This window comes from Kocuria sp. CPCC 205258, from assembly GCF_040981005.1.
Classification (GTDB): domain Bacteria; phylum Actinomycetota; class Actinomycetes; order Actinomycetales; family Micrococcaceae; genus Kocuria; species Kocuria rosea.
Window position 1 is genome coordinate 62,635 of sequence record NZ_JAVKPS010000013.1, and the last position, 14,830, is coordinate 77,464.

11 protein-coding genes are annotated in these 14,830 nt (G+C 75.7%); 7 read left to right on the forward strand and 4 right to left on the reverse strand.

All coding sequences use genetic code 11. The features are described from left to right. Window positions 1–38: 38 nt before the first annotated feature. Both RF644_RS16785 and RF644_RS16790 read left to right on the forward strand, forming a co-directional pair. Window positions 39–1,502, forward strand: coding sequence for a hemolysin family protein (locus RF644_RS16785; RefSeq protein WP_368797344.1), 1,464 nt, complete (start codon window positions 39–41; stop codon window positions 1,500–1,502). Beyond that, on the forward strand, window positions 1,499–2,551 hold the full coding sequence (locus RF644_RS16790) for a hemolysin family protein (protein WP_368797345.1): 1,053 nt from the start codon (window positions 1,499–1,501) through the stop codon (window positions 2,549–2,551). The genes RF644_RS16785 and RF644_RS16790 overlap by 4 nt, the downstream gene beginning before the upstream one ends. A 50-nt stretch (window positions 2,552–2,601) precedes the next feature. Here the strand turns inward: RF644_RS16790 and RF644_RS16795 are convergent, their stop codons facing one another. Genes RF644_RS16795 through RF644_RS16805 form a run of 3 tightly spaced genes read right to left on the reverse strand, consistent with a single transcriptional unit; the run spans window position 2,602 to window position 7,789 of the window. Next, on the reverse strand, window positions 2,602–5,001 hold the full coding sequence (locus RF644_RS16795) for a GNAT family N-acetyltransferase (RefSeq protein ID WP_368797346.1): 2,400 nt from the start codon (window positions 4,999–5,001) through the stop codon (window positions 2,602–2,604). Then, window positions 4,998–6,320: a lysine N(6)-hydroxylase/L-ornithine N(5)-oxygenase family protein gene (locus tag RF644_RS16800; protein WP_368797347.1), complete on the reverse strand. Its 1,323-nt coding sequence runs from the start codon at window positions 6,318–6,320 to the stop codon at window positions 4,998–5,000. Before RF644_RS16800 ends, RF644_RS16795 begins: the two co-directional genes overlap by 4 nt. Next, entirely contained in the window at window positions 6,320–7,789 is a 1,470-nt protein-coding gene (locus tag RF644_RS16805) for an aspartate aminotransferase family protein (RefSeq protein ID WP_368797348.1), read from the reverse strand. The genes RF644_RS16800 and RF644_RS16805 overlap by 1 nt, the downstream gene beginning before the upstream one ends. Before the next feature lie 207 nt (window positions 7,790–7,996). Here RF644_RS16805 and RF644_RS16810 point away from each other — a divergent pair, with 207 nt between their 5' ends. From RF644_RS16810 to RF644_RS16830, 5 genes are read left to right on the forward strand one after another with little or no spacing between them, the layout of a single operon-like run. After that, window positions 7,997–9,109 (forward strand): iron-siderophore ABC transporter substrate-binding protein, encoded by a 1,113-nt coding sequence (locus tag RF644_RS16810; RefSeq protein ID WP_368797349.1) that lies wholly within the window; start codon window positions 7,997–7,999, stop codon window positions 9,107–9,109. 13 nt (window positions 9,110–9,122) lie between these two features. Further along, window positions 9,123–10,214 (forward strand): iron ABC transporter permease, encoded by a 1,092-nt coding sequence (locus tag RF644_RS16815; protein WP_115163444.1) that lies wholly within the window; start codon window positions 9,123–9,125, stop codon window positions 10,212–10,214. Then, window positions 10,211–11,290 (forward strand): FecCD family ABC transporter permease, encoded by a 1,080-nt coding sequence (locus RF644_RS16820; protein ID WP_368797350.1) that lies wholly within the window; start codon window positions 10,211–10,213, stop codon window positions 11,288–11,290. The genes RF644_RS16815 and RF644_RS16820 overlap by 4 nt, the downstream gene beginning before the upstream one ends. Further along, a complete protein-coding gene (locus tag RF644_RS16825; RefSeq protein ID WP_336650506.1) occupies window positions 11,287–12,240 on the forward strand; it encodes an ABC transporter ATP-binding protein in 954 nt (317 codons plus the stop codon). Before RF644_RS16820 ends, RF644_RS16825 begins: the two co-directional genes overlap by 4 nt. Beyond that, a complete protein-coding gene (locus RF644_RS16830; protein ID WP_368797351.1) occupies window positions 12,237–13,289 on the forward strand; it encodes a siderophore-interacting protein in 1,053 nt (350 codons plus the stop codon). The genes RF644_RS16825 and RF644_RS16830 overlap by 4 nt, the downstream gene beginning before the upstream one ends. A 30-nt stretch (window positions 13,290–13,319) precedes the next feature. Here the strand turns inward: RF644_RS16830 and RF644_RS16835 are convergent, their stop codons facing one another. Continuing rightward, complete coding sequence (locus RF644_RS16835) at window positions 13,320–14,495, reverse strand: DUF418 domain-containing protein (protein ID WP_368797352.1); 1,176 nt, start codon at window positions 14,493–14,495, stop codon at window positions 13,320–13,322. Between the last annotated feature and the right edge of the window lie 335 nt (window positions 14,496–14,830).

A 14,830-nucleotide genomic window follows, 5' to 3' on the forward strand; every position in this document is an offset into this window, starting at 1 on the left:
CGCACCGGTGTCCCCTCGGCCGGGGGGAGGGCCCTCTGATGCTGGAAGCATGGATCCTGCTCGCCGTGGCCGTCCTCCTGATCCTCGGCAACGCCCTCTTCGTGGCCGTGGAGTTCGCGTTCCTGACCGTCAACCGCAACGAGGTCCGCGCCGCCGAGGAGGCCGGCGACCGCCGGGCCGCCGCCATCGAGCGGGCCCTGACGAGGACCGCCACCAACCTCTCCGGCGCGCAGCTGGGCATCACCCTGACCAGCCTGGTCGTGGGGTTCCTCGCCGGGCCCTCCCTGGGCGTGCTCCTGGCGCAGGGACTCGGCCTGACCGGGATGTCCCAGGGGGCCGCCACCGGCATCGCCACCACGGCCGCGTTCGTGCTCGCCACCTTCACCCAGATGGTCTTCGGCGAGCTCGTGCCGAAGAACTGGGCGATCGCCGAGCCGATGCGCGTGTCCCGGCTCGTGGTCCACCCGCAGCGGATCTTCATGCTGCTGCTGGGCTGGCTGGTGACGTTCCTCAACTCCTCGGCCAACTGGGTGCTCAAGCTGCTCGGCTTCACCCCGACCGAGGAGGTGGCCAGCGCCCGCACCGCCGGTGAGCTGATGGCGGTGGTCTCCCGCTCCGGGGCCGAGGGCACCCTGGACCCGGGCACCGCCGAGCTGGTGGCGCGGTCCATCGAGTTCGGCGACCGCACGGCCGCCGACGTCATGCGCCCGCGCCCGCAGGTCACCTTCCTCGACGACCACACCGTCCAGGAGCTGGTCGAGATCTCCGCGGAGACCGGCCACTCCCGCTTCCCGGTGGAGGGCGACTCCGTCGACGACATCGTGGGCGTCGTGCACTTCAAGCACGCCCTCGCCGTGCCCTTCGAGGACCGCGGCACCCGCACGGTGCGCGAGATCGCGGTCCCGACGACGACCGTCGCCGCGTCGATGACCCTGGACCCGCTGCTGCGCGAGCTGCGCAGGCCCGGGCTGCAGATGGCCGTCGTCGTCGACGAGTACGGGGGCACCGCCGGGATCGTGACCCTCGAGGACCTGATCGAGGAGATCGTCGGCGAGATCGACGACGAGCAGGACGAGACCGTCGCCCGCTACCGCCGCACCCGCGACGGGGGGATCTCGGTGTCCGGGCTGCTGCGCCCCGACGAGCTCGGCGACGTCATGGGCCTCGAACTGCCCGAGGGCCGGGAGTCCGACACCCTCGGGGGGCTGATGGCCGAGAAGCTCGACCGGCTGCCGCTGGGCGGGGACACGGTCACGCTCGAGGCCGTCGACCACGTCCACCGCGACGACGACAACCTGCCCACCACCACGGACGTCACCCTGACCGTGGTGCGTCTGGACGGGCACCGGGTAGACCGGATCGTCGTCCGGCGCGGCGACGGCCGCCGCGCCGAGGCGGGCGGCGCCACGCCCGCGGGCACGCCGACCGACAAGGCCGGCGAGAGGGCCGGCGACGCGTCCGGCTCCACGGCCGTCGACACCGAGAGGGGTGAGCCCCGATGAGCGAAGGCCTCGCCATCCTGTTCCTGGTCCTGCTGCTGGGCGGCAACGCGTTCTTCGTGGCCGCGGAGTTCGCCATGGTCTCGGCCCGCCGCGACCAGATCGAGCCGAGGGCCGCCGCCGGCTCCGGCGCCGCCAAGATCGCCCTGAAGGGCATCGAGGACGTCTCGACGTCCCTGGCCGCCACCCAGCTGGGCATCACGGCCTGCTCCCTGCTGATCGGCGCCGTGGGGGAACCCGCGATCGCCCACCTGATCGAGGGACCCATGGCCGACGCCGGGGTGCCCGAGGGGCTCGTGCACCCGGTCGCGCTGGTCATCGCCCTGCTCGTCGTCACGTTCTTCCACATGGTGATCGGCGAGATGGTGCCCAAGAACATGGCCATCGCCAGGCCCGCGGCCTCCGCCCTGCTGCTGGGCCCGGTCCTGCGGGTCTTCGTGCTGGTCTTCCGCCCGTTCATCTGGCTGATGAACCAGTCCGCGAACCTCGTGGTCCGGTACGTGTTCAAGGCCGAGCCCCGGGACGAGGTCGCCTCGAGCTTCACCTCGGACGAGGTCGCCGGGTTCGTCGCCGAGTCGGGCCGCGAGGGCCTGCTCGACGAGGACGAGATCACCCTGCTCACCGGGGCGCTGAACTTCGAGCACCTCACGGCGGAGGACGTGGCCATCCCCGCCGGGCAGCTGCACACCGTGCCCCGCTCCGCCACCGTGGCGGAGCTGGAGCGGATCTGCGCGCGCACGGGCTTCTCCCGGTTCCCCGTCCGGGAGGACGACGGGACGCTGGTGGGCTATGTCCACACCAAGGACCTGCTCGCGACCCCGGCCGAGCGCCGCCACGCCCCCGTTCCGCAGGAGGCCGTCCGCCGGCTCGCCACGGTGCCCGCCGACGCCAAGCTGCGGCGGGTCATGCGCTCCATGCAGCAGCGCAACGCCCACCTGGCCCTCGTCGAGGGACGGGGGACGACGGCCGGGGAGGTCTCCGTGGTGGCGCTCGAGGACGTCCTCGAGGAGCTCGTCGGGGAGGTCCGGGACGCGACCAGCACGTCCGCCTGACCCCACCCATGACGCGGCCCCGCCCGGACCCGGGCGGGGCCGCGTCGTGCTCAGCGCACGGGCACCCGCCCGGCCACCGGGTTCTCCAGCGTCCCGGCGTACTGCAGGGACGCCGCCTGGTCGGTCAGGTCGACCATCTGCAGGGTGTTGAGCAGCTGCAGCCGGTTGAGGCAGGAGTGCTCGAACCGGGGCGCGAAGAGCGGCACACGGTCCGCGCCGGCCGGGTCGGCGTCGGCGACGTCCTGGAGGCACCGCGCCGCGAGGTCCCAGAACTCGTCCGCGGCCAGCAGCCCGTCGGCCTCGAGCAGGCCCGCGAGGTGCCGCAGCACGCCGTCGAACACGTCCGTGTGCACGGACAGCGCCGCCGTGGCGGGCGGCACCACGTGGCGGATCCGCTCGAGGCCCTCCGGGAGGGGCCGGTCCGTGACGACGGCGACCTCCTCGCCGATGTCCTTCATGACCGCCCGCCGCGGGACGTGCCCGGCCAGCACGAGCACGACGTTCTCGCCGTGCGGCATGAACACGAGGTCGTGGGCGAGCAGGCACCGGGCCACCGGGGCGAGGTACACGGCGAGCAGCCGCCGCACCCACTCCGCGGCGTCCAGCCCGGACGCGCGCACGTGCACGGAGACCAGCGGCGTGCCGCCGGCGTCGACGTGCAGCAGGGACGCGAGGGTCGCGAGCCGCTCCCCGTCCGCGAGCCGGGGCACGGGGCTCTCCCGCCACAGCGCCGCGAGCATCTTCGTGTGCGGGCCCTCCTCCCCGTGGCCGGAGGCGGCGGCGCGGTGGTACGCGTCCCCGGTGTAGCCGACCGCGGCCACCTCCCGCAGGACCGAGAACCCGGCCTCCGCGAGCACCGGGTCGGCCGCGACGACGTCGGCGACCCAGTCGTTGATCGCGGGGGTGTCGCGCATGTACCGGGGGGATAGCCCCCGGAGGAAGCCCATGTTCTGCACGGCCAGGGCGGTCTTCACGTAGTGCCGGTCGGGACGGGAGACGTTGAAGAACGTGCGGATCGACTGCTGCGCCCGGTGCTCGTCCCCGGTGGTGCCCAGCAGCACGAGGTCCCGGCGGGCGAGGTCGGGGGCGAACGTCACCGCGATCCGGTGCTCCCACTGGTGGGGGTGCACCGGCAGGGGACGGTAGTCCTCCGAGTCCAGGCCCAGACCGGTCAGCCGGGCCCGGAAGCGGGTCCGCACGGCCGGGTCCAGCTCGCCGGCCCACAGCTGCTCCTCGGTGCAGCCGCGCCTGGTGTCGAGGCGGCTGAGCTCCCGGCGGACGGCGAGCCACACGAGGTGCACGGGACGGGCGGCCTCGGGGGCGAAGCGGTCGTGCTCGGTGACGCCCATCCCGATCCGGCCGTTGTTGGCCACGAAGCCGGGGTGCCCCTCGGTCATGGCGGCCTCGACGTCCTGGAAGCCCGCCTCCGCGAGGGCGGCCGAGGGCCGGGTCCGGTGCACCAGCTTGTAGGCGGCCGAGGCGAGGGTCCCGGCGATCTCCTCGAGGTAGGTCGCCAGCAGGTGCGGGGGGATGCCGAGCGCGGGGGCCAGCTCCGTGACCAGCGCCTGGGCGTCCGGCTCGGCGTCCGCGCCGTCCACGGAGCGGCGCAGCGAGCCCTCGTCCAGCACCCAGTGCTCCAGGGCGGTGCGCCGGGCGCGGAACCGGTAGCGGACCCGGTCCCCGCCGGTGCGGACCTCGTAGAGCCCCTCCCCCACGGGCTCGGGGGCGATCAGCCGTTCGTGGGCGAACTCGGCCAGGGCCTTGCAGCACAGGTGGCGGTGGGCGATCCGCATCGGGTGCAGGCCGAGGTGGGCGGGCCCGTCGTCGGCCTCCTCCCCGGGGACCGCGACGGGGACCACGGCGGGGACCACGGCGGCCGCGGGGCCCAGCTCGGAGGCCGCGAACCCCTCGGGGGTGCACGTGCTGAGCAGGGCGGTCTTGCCGGGCAGCTCGAGCGGGCCGTGGACCTCGAAGCCGGCGCGGGCGTTGAGCCGGTGGACGGCGGAGTTGCGGACGTCGGGCTCGACGACGACGCGCCGGGCCCCGCGAACCTCGAAGAGCCAGCGCAGCGTCGCGGCCATGAGGGCGGCGCTCGTGCCCGGCACGGGGGTCCGGGCGGGGGCGAGGAGCAGGTGCATCCCCACGTCGCCGGGCCGGTGCGCGTAGTGGCCGGGGAGGAGCACCGCGCCGGGGTCGTAGGTCTCGACGAGCCCGAGCGGGACGCCGTCGAGGCGGGCCAGCCACGCGTCGCCGTGCGGGTCCTCGGCGACGGCCGCGAAGGCGCGCCGGACGCGCTCGGGGTCGGCGTCGAGCAGGTCCCAGAACCGGGACCGGGGGTGGGTGAGCCAGGCGTGCAGGAGCTCGACGGTGGGCGCGTCCGGGACGAGCGGCTCGAGGGTCAGGACGCCGCCGGGGGTGGCGAGACGGGCGGGCGAGGGGCGGGCGGTCATGCGGTCTCCTGGGGGATGTCCTGGGCGGCGCCGCGGGGGACGCCGAAGGTCTGGAAGGCGATGGCGGGCTCGACCGGGTAGACCTCCCGGCCCGTGACGGCCCGGAGGATGACGCTGTTGCGGTAGGCGCCCATGCCGAGGTCGGGGGAGGTCAGGCCGTGGGTGTGCACCTCGGCGTTCTGCACCCAGATCCGGGAGCGCTCGTGGTCGACCGCGTAGTCGCGGGAGACGTCGTAGCGGCCGGCGGGGTCCCACGCGATGTCGTCGAGGACCGGGGCGAGGAAGGCGGGGACCTCGGCGCGATAGCCGGTGGCCAGCACCAGGGCGCCGGTGGGGTGCCGCCAGCCGCGCTCGAGCTCGTCGTCGTGCAGGGCGAGGACCAGGTCGCCGCCGTCCTGCTCGACCCCTGTGAGGGTGGTGCTCGTGGTCAGCAGGCCGGCGGGGTGCCCGTGCACCGAGCGGCGGTAGAGCAGCTCGTGGATGTCGTTCACCAGCTCCGCGCTGATCCCCTTGTAGAGGCTGGCGTGCTCGCGGTTGAGCCGGTCCCGCCGGTCCGCGCCGAGGCCGTGGAAGTGGTCCACGTACTCCGGGGAGGTCAGCTCGAGGGTGAGCTTCGTGTACTCCATGGGGAAGAACCGCGGGGAGCGGGTGATCCAGTCCACCCGCGGGCCGTCGGCGCCGGAGCGCTCGAGCAGGTCGCGGTAGACCTCGGCGGCGGACTGGCCGCTGCCGAGCACGGTGACGCTGCCCCGCCCGAGCAGCTCCTCGCGCCGGGGCAGGTAGTCGCTGGTGTGCAGGACGGTGCCGGCGGCGAGGTCCACGCCCGCGGGCACCGCGGGCACCGTGCCGACGCCGAGGACCAGCCGGCGGGCCCGCCGCTGCTCCGTCCCGGCGGCCGTCCGGGCCGTGACCACGTAGGCGTCGTCGGCGGGGTCGCGCTCGACGCCGACGACCTCCCGGCCCCAGCGCAGGCTGTCGAGCTGCTCGCTCGCCCACCGGCAGTAGGCGCTGTACTCGGCGCGCAGCGGGTTGAAGTCCTCCCGGATGTAGAACGGGTACAGCCGTCCGGTCCGCTTGAGGTAGTGGAGGAAGGAGTAGGGGGAGGTGGGGTCGGCCAGGGTGACGAGGTCGGCGAGGAACGGGACCTGGATCGTGGCGTCCTCGAGCATCAGCCCGGGGTGCCAGTCGAAGGCGTCCTTCGCGTCGAGGAACACCGCGTCGAGGTCCTCCAGCGGTGCGGCGAGGCAGGCCAGGCCCAGGTTGAAGGGGCCGATCCCGATGCCCAGCAGGTCGTGGACGTGCCCGGTCGCGGGGGCCATCAGCGGGCTCCCGCCGCGGCCTCGAGCGGGCGGGGCGCGGCACCGCGGGCGGCGGCCCGGACGAGGTCCAGCACGCCCCGGACGTCCTCGGTGGTCGTCGCCGGGTTGAGGAGCGTGAGCTTCAGGCACCGGCGGCCGTCGAGGACGGTCGAGGCGACCGCGGCGCGGCCGGAGTCGAACAGCGCGCTCCGCACGGTCTCCACGAGCCGGTCCGCGGCCGCGTCGTCGGTGTCCGGGGCCCGGTGCCGGAACAGGACGGTCGAGAGCACGGGCTCGGCCACCAGCTCCAGGTCGGGGGTCTCGTCCACGATCCGGCCCGCCTCCTGGGCGAGCTCCAGCACCCGGTCGAGGGCGCGGCCGATCCCCTCGGCGCCGACGGTGCGCAGGGTCATCCACAGCTTCAGGGCGTCGAAGCGGCGCGTGGTCTGCAGGGACTTGTCCACGAGGTTGGGCCGCACCGCGTGCCGGGGGTTCAGGTACTCGGCGCTCCACGTGGAGAAGCGCAGGCTCCGCCCCTCCCGCAGCAGCAGGGCGGAGGCGGCGACCGGCTGGAACCAGGACTTGTGGAAGTCCACGGTGACGGAGTCCGCCCGTTCGATCCCGTCCAGCCGGTGGCGGTGGGCGGGCGAGACGAGGAGGCCGCCGCCGTAGGCGGCGTCGACGTGCAGCCAGACGCCGTGGGCGGCGCACGCCCGGGCGACGTCGGCCAGGGGGTCGATCGCCCCGAGGTCCGTGGTGCCGGCCGTGGCCACGACCGCGGCGACCTCGGCGCCGGACGCGGCGACGTCGTGCAGGACGCCCTCGAGGGCGACCGGGTCCAGGGCTCCGCCCCGGGCGGCGGGCACGGGCACGACCGCGTCCGCGGACAGGCCCAGCAGGTGCGCCGCCTTCGCGATGCTGAAGTGGGCGTGCTCCCCCGCCACGATCCGCAGCCGCCCGAGCCGCTCCCCGCGGGACGCCGGGTGCGCCCGGGACAGGCGCTCCTCCCGGGCCGTGAACAGCGCCTGGAGGTTGGACTGGGTGCCGCCGGTGGTGAACACGCCGTCCGGCTCGCCCGCGGAGGGGAAGCCGATCCGCGCGGCGGTCCAGTCCACGATCCGCTGCTCGACCAGGGTGGCGGTGGTGCTCTGGTCCCAGGTCTCGACCGCCGTGTTCACCGCGGCGGTGAGCGCCTCGGCGGCCACCGCCGGGATGGCCACGGGACAGTTGAGGTGGGCCATGTAGCCCGGGGCGTGGAAGTGCACGGCGTGGTCGAGGTAGAGCCGCCGGGTCTCCTCGACCACGGCGCCGAGGTCCCCGAGGGGCCGTTCGAGGTCCACCGCGGAGACCAGCTCCTCGAGCTCCTCGGGCGTGGCGGCGGAGCGGGGGCTCCGGGCGCCGGCGAGGTGGACGGCGAGCACGTCCACGGTCTCGTGGAGGGCGCGGGCGTACTGCGCCGGGGTGTCGTGGGTCAGCAGGAAGTCGTGCATGGGCTCCTCGCAGGGGGTCGACGGGGCCGCTCGGGCCCCTCGTGGAGTTAGGCAAGGCATACCTAACCACATCGGCGGAGTGATTACATCATGCTCGTGTTGCGTATTCGCCGGACCACGCCCTAGGGTGATCCCTGTCTTCCGGGTTAGGCAACCCTTGCCTCACCTCGCGTCCCACCGACGGTCCCGCCGTCGACGTCCGAAAGGGTGGCCGTGGCCTCTCTGCTCCCCCGCGCTCCGCGCCCGCTGTTCCCCGCCCCGTCCGCCGCGCGCCGCCGCGCCCTCGCCCCGGCCGCCCTGCTGGCCGCGGGGGCCCTGGTCCTGACCGGGTGCTCCACCGGACCGGCGGGCGGGGAGTCCGGGAGCGGGTCCGCCTCCGCGGAGGGCGCCACCGGCGAGTTCCCGCGCACCGTGGAGCACGCCTTCGGCGAGACCACGATCGAGGAGGCCCCCGAGCGCGTGGCCACGGTGTCCTGGGTCAACCACGACGTCGCCACCGCCCTCGGCGTGGTCCCGGTCGGGGTGCCCGCCCTGGACTTCGGCGCCAACGAGAACGGCTCCACGGACTGGTTCGACGCCGCGCTCGAGGAGTCCGGCGCCGAGGCCCCGGAGACCTACGCCGAGACGGACGGCATCAACTTCGAGGCGATCGCCGCGCTCCAGCCGGACGTCATCCTGGGCGCCTACTCCGGACTGACGCAGGAGGACTACGACAAGCTCTCCGAGATCGCGCCCGTGGTCGGCTTCCCCGAGGACGCCGTGGCCTACGGGACGTCCTGGCAGGACTCCACCGAGCTCATCGGCCAGGCCCTGGGCCGGGAGGAGCGGGCCGCCGAGGTCGTGGCGGACGTCGAGCAGCAGATCGAGGACGCCGCCGCCGAGCACCCGGAGCTCGAGGGCACGTCCTTCGTGTACGGCACGCTCGACCCGTCCGCGGCCGACCAGATCTTCGCCTACACCGCGGTGGACAACCGCCCCAAGTTCCTCGAATCCCTCGGCATGGTCCAGTCCGAGGCGGTCGCGGAGGCCGCCGAGGGCAAGGAGGACGAGTTCTTCATCACCTGGTCCCCGGAGCGCGCCGACGAGCTGACCTCCGACGTCTTCGTCAGCTGGGCCGAGGACGACAGCGTGCGGGAGACCATCGAGAGCGACCCCCTGCTCAGCCGCGTCCCCGCGGTCGAGAACGACGCCCTGGTGCTCCAGAGCGACCAGCAGGAGGTGCTCTCGGTCTCGGCCGCCTCCCCGCTGAGCATCCCGTGGGCGCTCGAGAACGTGCTGCCGGACATCGCCGAGGCCGCGGCCTCCACCGGCGGCCGGTGAGACCGCGGTCCCGGTGAGCAGCACGAGCACGGTCTCCCCCGCCCGGGCCACCCGGCAGGTCCCCGGCACCGCGCAGCGGCGCCGGGGCCTCGCCCTGTCCGCGGCCGTGCTGCTGCTGGCCCTCGCCGCCGCGGCCTCCTTGTTCTGGGGGGCCCGCTCGGTGGACCCGGCCACCGTGGTCGCCGTGCTCACCGGCCTGCCCGCCGCGCTCCTGGAGGGCGGCTGGGCGCAGGTCTCCGCCGGCCTGGGCATCGACGCCGCCGTGGTGCAGAGCAGGATCCCCCGCACCCTGACCGCGGTGCTCGCGGGGGCGGCCCTGGCCGTGGCCGGCGCCGGCATGCAGGGGGTCAGCCGCAACCCGCTGGGCGACCCGGGGCTGCTCGGGCTGACCGCCGGCGCGGCGTGCGCCGTGGTCCTCGGGATCGGCTGGCTCGGCCTCGTGGCCACGTGGCAGCTCACCGCCCTGGCCCTCGCCGGCTCGGCCGTGGCCGCGGTGCTCGTCTTCGGCTCCTCCCGGCTCGGCGGCGGCGCCCCGACGCCCGCGGGCCTGGTCCTCTCCGGCGCGGCCGTGAACGCCGGCTTCACCGCACTGACCTCCTCCGTGGTGCTGATGCTGCCCGCGGTCCTGGACCGCTTCCGGTTCTGGAGCATCGGCTCGGTCGCCCGCGCCGAGACCACCGACCTCGCCGCCGTGGCGCCGCTCGTGCTGCTCGGCGTGCTCCTCGTGCTCGGCGGTTCCTCGGGGCTCAACGCCATGGCCCTGGGCGACGAGCTCGCCCACGGGCTGGGCGTGGACCTGGGCGTGCAGCGCGTCCTCGTCTTCGTGGGCGTGGTCCTGCTCTCCGGCTCGGCCACGGCGCTCGCGGGCCCCATCGCCTTCGTGGGCCTGCTCGTGCCCCACGCCGTGCGCCGCCTCCTCGGCGGCGACTACCGCTGGATCGTCCTGTTCAGTGTGGTCCTGGGCCCCGTGCTGCTCCTCTCGGCCGACGTCCTGGGCCGGGTGCTGACCCCGCCGCAGGAGATCCACGTGGGCGTCACCACCGTGGTGCTGGGCGTGCCCGTGCTGCTGGCGCTGCTGCGCCGGGGCCGGAGCGTGACCCTGTGACCGGCACCGTGCTCGCCCCCGCGCCCGCCGCACCCGCGGAGCCCGGCGCCGCCGAGCTCGTCCGGGGCGTCCGCCGCGACCGGACCCGCCGCACCCGCCGGGCGGTCGCCCTGCTGGCCCTGGCGCTGCTCGCGGCCCTGGCTGTGCGCGTGCTGCTCGGGCGCTACACCGTGACGGTCCCCGACTTCTTCGCGATCCTCGCCGGGGAGCAGATCCCCGGGGCGAGCTTCATCGTGCTGCAGGAGAAGCTGCCGCGCGCCGTGCTGGGCGCGCTCGCCGGGACCGCCCTCGGCTGCTCCGGCGCCCTGTTCCGCCGGGTGCTCCGCAATCCCCTGGCCAGCCCCGACATCCTGGGCATCACCTACGGCGCCGCGGCGGGGGCCGTGGCCGGCACCGCGCTGTGGGGTCTGCGGGGCACGGCCGTGTCCTGGACCGCTCTGGCCGGGGCGCTGCTCGCCGCGGCCCTCATCGCCAGCGCCTCCGTGCGGCTGCGCACCGGGGGGATCGTGGGCGAGCGCTTCCTGCTCGCCGGCATCGGCGTGGCCGCGCTCGCCCAGGCCCTCACCGCGGCCCTGCTCGCACGGCTGTCCCTGAACTCCGCCCAGGACGCCGCCCTCTGGACCGCGGGCTCCCTCAACGCCGCCACGTGGGACCGGATCACGGTCCTCGGGGCGTGCCTGCTGCTGGCCGTGCCCGCGGCCGTGGCCGTGCACCGCGCGCTCGAGCCCGCCGAGCTCGGCCCGGAGCTGGCGGCCGCGCTCGGGGCGCGCCCGGCGCGCAGCCGGGCCCTCGCCCTGGGCCTGGGCGTGCTGCTGGCCGCCGTGGCCACCGCCGCGACCGGCCCGCTCGCCTTCGTGGCGCTCATGTCCACCCCGGTGGCCACCGCCCTGACCCGCGGACGGACCTCGATCGCGGCGTGCGCCCTCGTGGGCGCCGTGGTCGTGGTGGTCGCCGATGCCGTCGGCGCGGGCCTGGTGGCCCAGGTGCAGCTGCCGGCCGGTGTGGTCACGGGCGCCGTGGGCGCCCCCGTGATGCTGTGGCTGCTCGTGCGGCAGCGGAGAGGAGCCCTGGCATGAGCCCCGAGCTGCGCGACGACGTGCGCCCCGGCCTGCGCCCCGTGGAGGACCCCGGGGCCGGCGTCCCCGCGTTCCGGATGCGCGGCCTGTCCCTGGGCTACCAGGACCGCACCGTGGTGCGGGAGGTGGACCTCGACATCCCGCACGGGGCCACCACCGTGCTCATCGGCGCCAACGGCTGCGGCAAGACCACGCTGCTCAAGGGCCTGTCCCGGCAGCTGCGCCCGCTCGCCGGCACGCTCGAGGCGGACGGCCGCGGGGTGCGCGAGTGGCACGCCCGCCGGTACGCCCGCTCGGTCAGCCTCCTGCCGCAGTCGCCGGTGGTCCCGGAGGGCCTGACCGTCGCCGAGCTCGTGGAGCGCGGACGGCACCCGCACCGCCGGTGGTGGGGTGCCCCCTCCCCCGACGACGACGCGGCCGTGGCCCGGGCGATGGAGCTCACCGAGCTCACGGCCCTGGCCGCGCGGCCTGTGGAGGAGCTCTCCGGCGGGCAGCGCCAGCGGGTCTGGATCGCCCTGACCCTGGCCCAGCGCGCCCGCACGATGCTCCTCGACGAGCCCACCTCCTACCTCGACCTGGCGCACCAGGTGGACCTGCTGGACATGCTCCGGGGGCTGGAGCACCCGGACGGGCCGGGCGCCGGACGGGCCACCGTCGTCGCCGTCCTGCACGAGCTGAACCTGGCCGCGCGCGTGGCCGACCGGCTCGTGGCGATGGCCGCGGGACGGATCGTGGCCGTGGGCACGCCCGCCGAGGTGCTCACCCCCGAGCTGCTGGCCGAGGTCTTCGGGCTCCGGGCGGACGTCGCCCGGGACCCCGTGGGCGGCCGGCCCGTCGTCCTGCCCCGCGGGCGGGCCCGCGAGGGCTCCCACCCCGTACCGCCCGCCGCACCCGTGGCCCTGGAGCCCGCGCCCCGGGCCGCCGCCGAGATCGGAAGGACCCTGCCGTGACCGTCATCCCCACACCCGAGGCCACCGGTGCCCGCGCGGACCCCGTGCTGTGCGTCGAGGCCGCCGTGACGTCCGTGACCCAGCTGTGCCCGTCCTTCCGCCGGATCACCCTGGCGGGCCCGGAGCTCGCCGGCCTGTCCCCCGCGCTCATCGGGGCCGGGGACCGGACCCGGTGCCGGGACGCCTACATCAAGCTGCTGGTCCCGCCCCCCGGGCGCGAGCCCGAGCGGGCGGACCTGTCCCTGGGGCTGCGGGAGGGCTGGTTCGCCCGGCCCGCCGAGGAGCGCGGGTGGATGCGCACCTACACCGTGCGCGGCGTCCGGCGCACCACGTTCTGCGGGATGGTGGTCCCGGAGCTCGTGATCGACGTGGTGGTGCACGGCGGGCACGCCCAGGACGGCCCGGGCAGCCGGTGGGCGGCCGCCGTGTCCCCCGGCGAGCGCGTGTACCTGCTCGGGCCCGGCCCCCGGGAGCGGCCCTGGGCGGCGTGGGACCACGGCGGCGCCCAGCGCGTGCTCGCCGTCGGGGACGAGACCGCCGCCCCGGCCCTGATGTCCGTCGCGGAGGAGTTCACGGACGCCCACCACGGGCTGCCCGCCGGCGGGACCCGCCCCCGCCTCGACGTGGTGCTGGAGGTCCCGCACCCCGAGGACGTCGCCGCCCACTGCCTGCCCGCGGACCTGCCGGACGTCCGGCTGCACGTCCTGCCGCGCGCCGGGGGCGCCGAGCCGGCCGGGCACGGGCACCGGGCCGCGGTGCGCCTCGCGCGCCTGCTCGAGCTGCCCGGCGGAGCCGTGGACGACGTCCTGGCGGGCCGCCGCCCGCAGCGCGGCCGCGGGACGCCCGCCCTGGCGGTCGCGGAGAACGCCTCGGAGCCCCGGGCCTGGTCGGTGGCCGCCCCCGCGCGCGCCGACGCCCCCTACGTGTTCCTCGCCGGCGAGTCCGGCACCGTCAAGGCGCTGCGCCGGCTGTGCGTGGACGCCGCGGGCATCCCCAAGGAGCACGTCTCCTTCATGGGCTACTGGCGGCAGGGCCAGGCGGAGTCCTGAGCGGCCGCGCGCCGGGCCGGGTCCGAGGTCTCAACCCTCGCGGGCCACGGCCGCAGGGGCCCGGCGCGCGCCGGCGGCGCGGGCCGTGAGCTCCTCCAGCGGGCCGCGCGGGAAGCGCCGCAGCCACAGGTGCGCGAAGACCAGCACGGCGGCGCACACCAGCAGCCAGCCGAGCACCGTGGCGGGCAGCCGGTGCTGGGCCGCGGCCACGGCCAGGCCCGCGCCCCAGCCGTAGAACAGCGCCGAGGCCAGGAGGTTCTGCAGCAAATAGCAGCTCAGGGCGGTCCGGCCGACCTCCGCCAGCCGCCGTGCGGCCCAGGACGGCGGCTGTCCGGAGCGACGCACACCGAGGTGCGCCACGAGGGCCAGCAGACCCAGCGCTACCACCGGGGCGGTGGTGTAGCGGGCGAGGAAGGCACCGGCCTGTCCGCCCAGGAGGTTCAGACCGAGGTCCACGGGCAGGGCGGCCCCCAGGCCCAGGACCATGAGCCGCCGCCGCCACCGGCCCCCGTCCGGGACGAGGAGACCGGCCCGCCACAGGAACCGCCCGGCCAGGAACATGACCACCCCCAGCCCGAGGATCAGGACGGGTTCTGCGCGGAACAGGACGACGGCGTCCACCCGCAGCAGCACGAGCTCCCACCACGTGCCGTCGGCGTAGGGGTTCGGCCGGGCCAGGGCCTCGGCCGGGTCCCCGGCGGGGACGACGACGAGGACGGCCGTCAGCGCGCCGATCACCGCGACGTGCGCGGCGGCGCACGCCAGGACGACGCCGCGCTGCACCCGCTCCGAGGTGGTCACCAGCCACGCCACGACCATCCCCGTGAGCGCGTAGCCCATCAGGACGTCGAACTCGATGATCAGCAGGTAGTTGAGCAGCCCGTCCAGGAACAGGATCCCCGCCCGCACCCGGTAGGACCGGGGCCACGCGAGCCCGCGCCGCCGGGCGGAGGCGTGCTGGACGGCGAGGCCGATCCCGAAGAGGAGCATCAGCAGGCCCAGGAACTTGCCGTTGGCCGCGGCCATCAGCAGCGCCTGGGCAGCGCGCGCCGCTCCGCCGGCGGTGCCGGCCAGCGGATCGGTCAGGTAGCCGAGGAAGCCGCCCTGGTGGCTGAAGATCCAGATGTTGGTGGCGAGCGTGCCGAGGATCGCGAGACCGCGGGCCACGTCGAGGGCCGCGATGCGGGAGGGGGCGGGAGCGGGCATGGGTCCACTCTGCCCGGCGCCGGCTCGCGGCGGATCCGCCCCGGGACGGAGCCCGGCGGGGCGCCGGTCCGCCGTCGACCGGGCTGGGGTGGCGAGGCGCCGCACGGCGGGCCGCGCCCGCTCAGGGGTGGAGGGCGTAGGCGCGGGAGACGCTCACCATGGACAGCAGCTGGATCGAGCTGGAGTAGTAGGACGTGAACTCGGTGCGGGCCGCCAGACAGCGGCCCAGGGCGTCGAGCCAGGCCTGGTCGCCGCCCCCAGACGGCCGCCCAGCTCACGTCCCCCGTGGCGCGGTGGACCGCCCCGAAGTGTCCGATCATCCAGTCGCTCGGGCG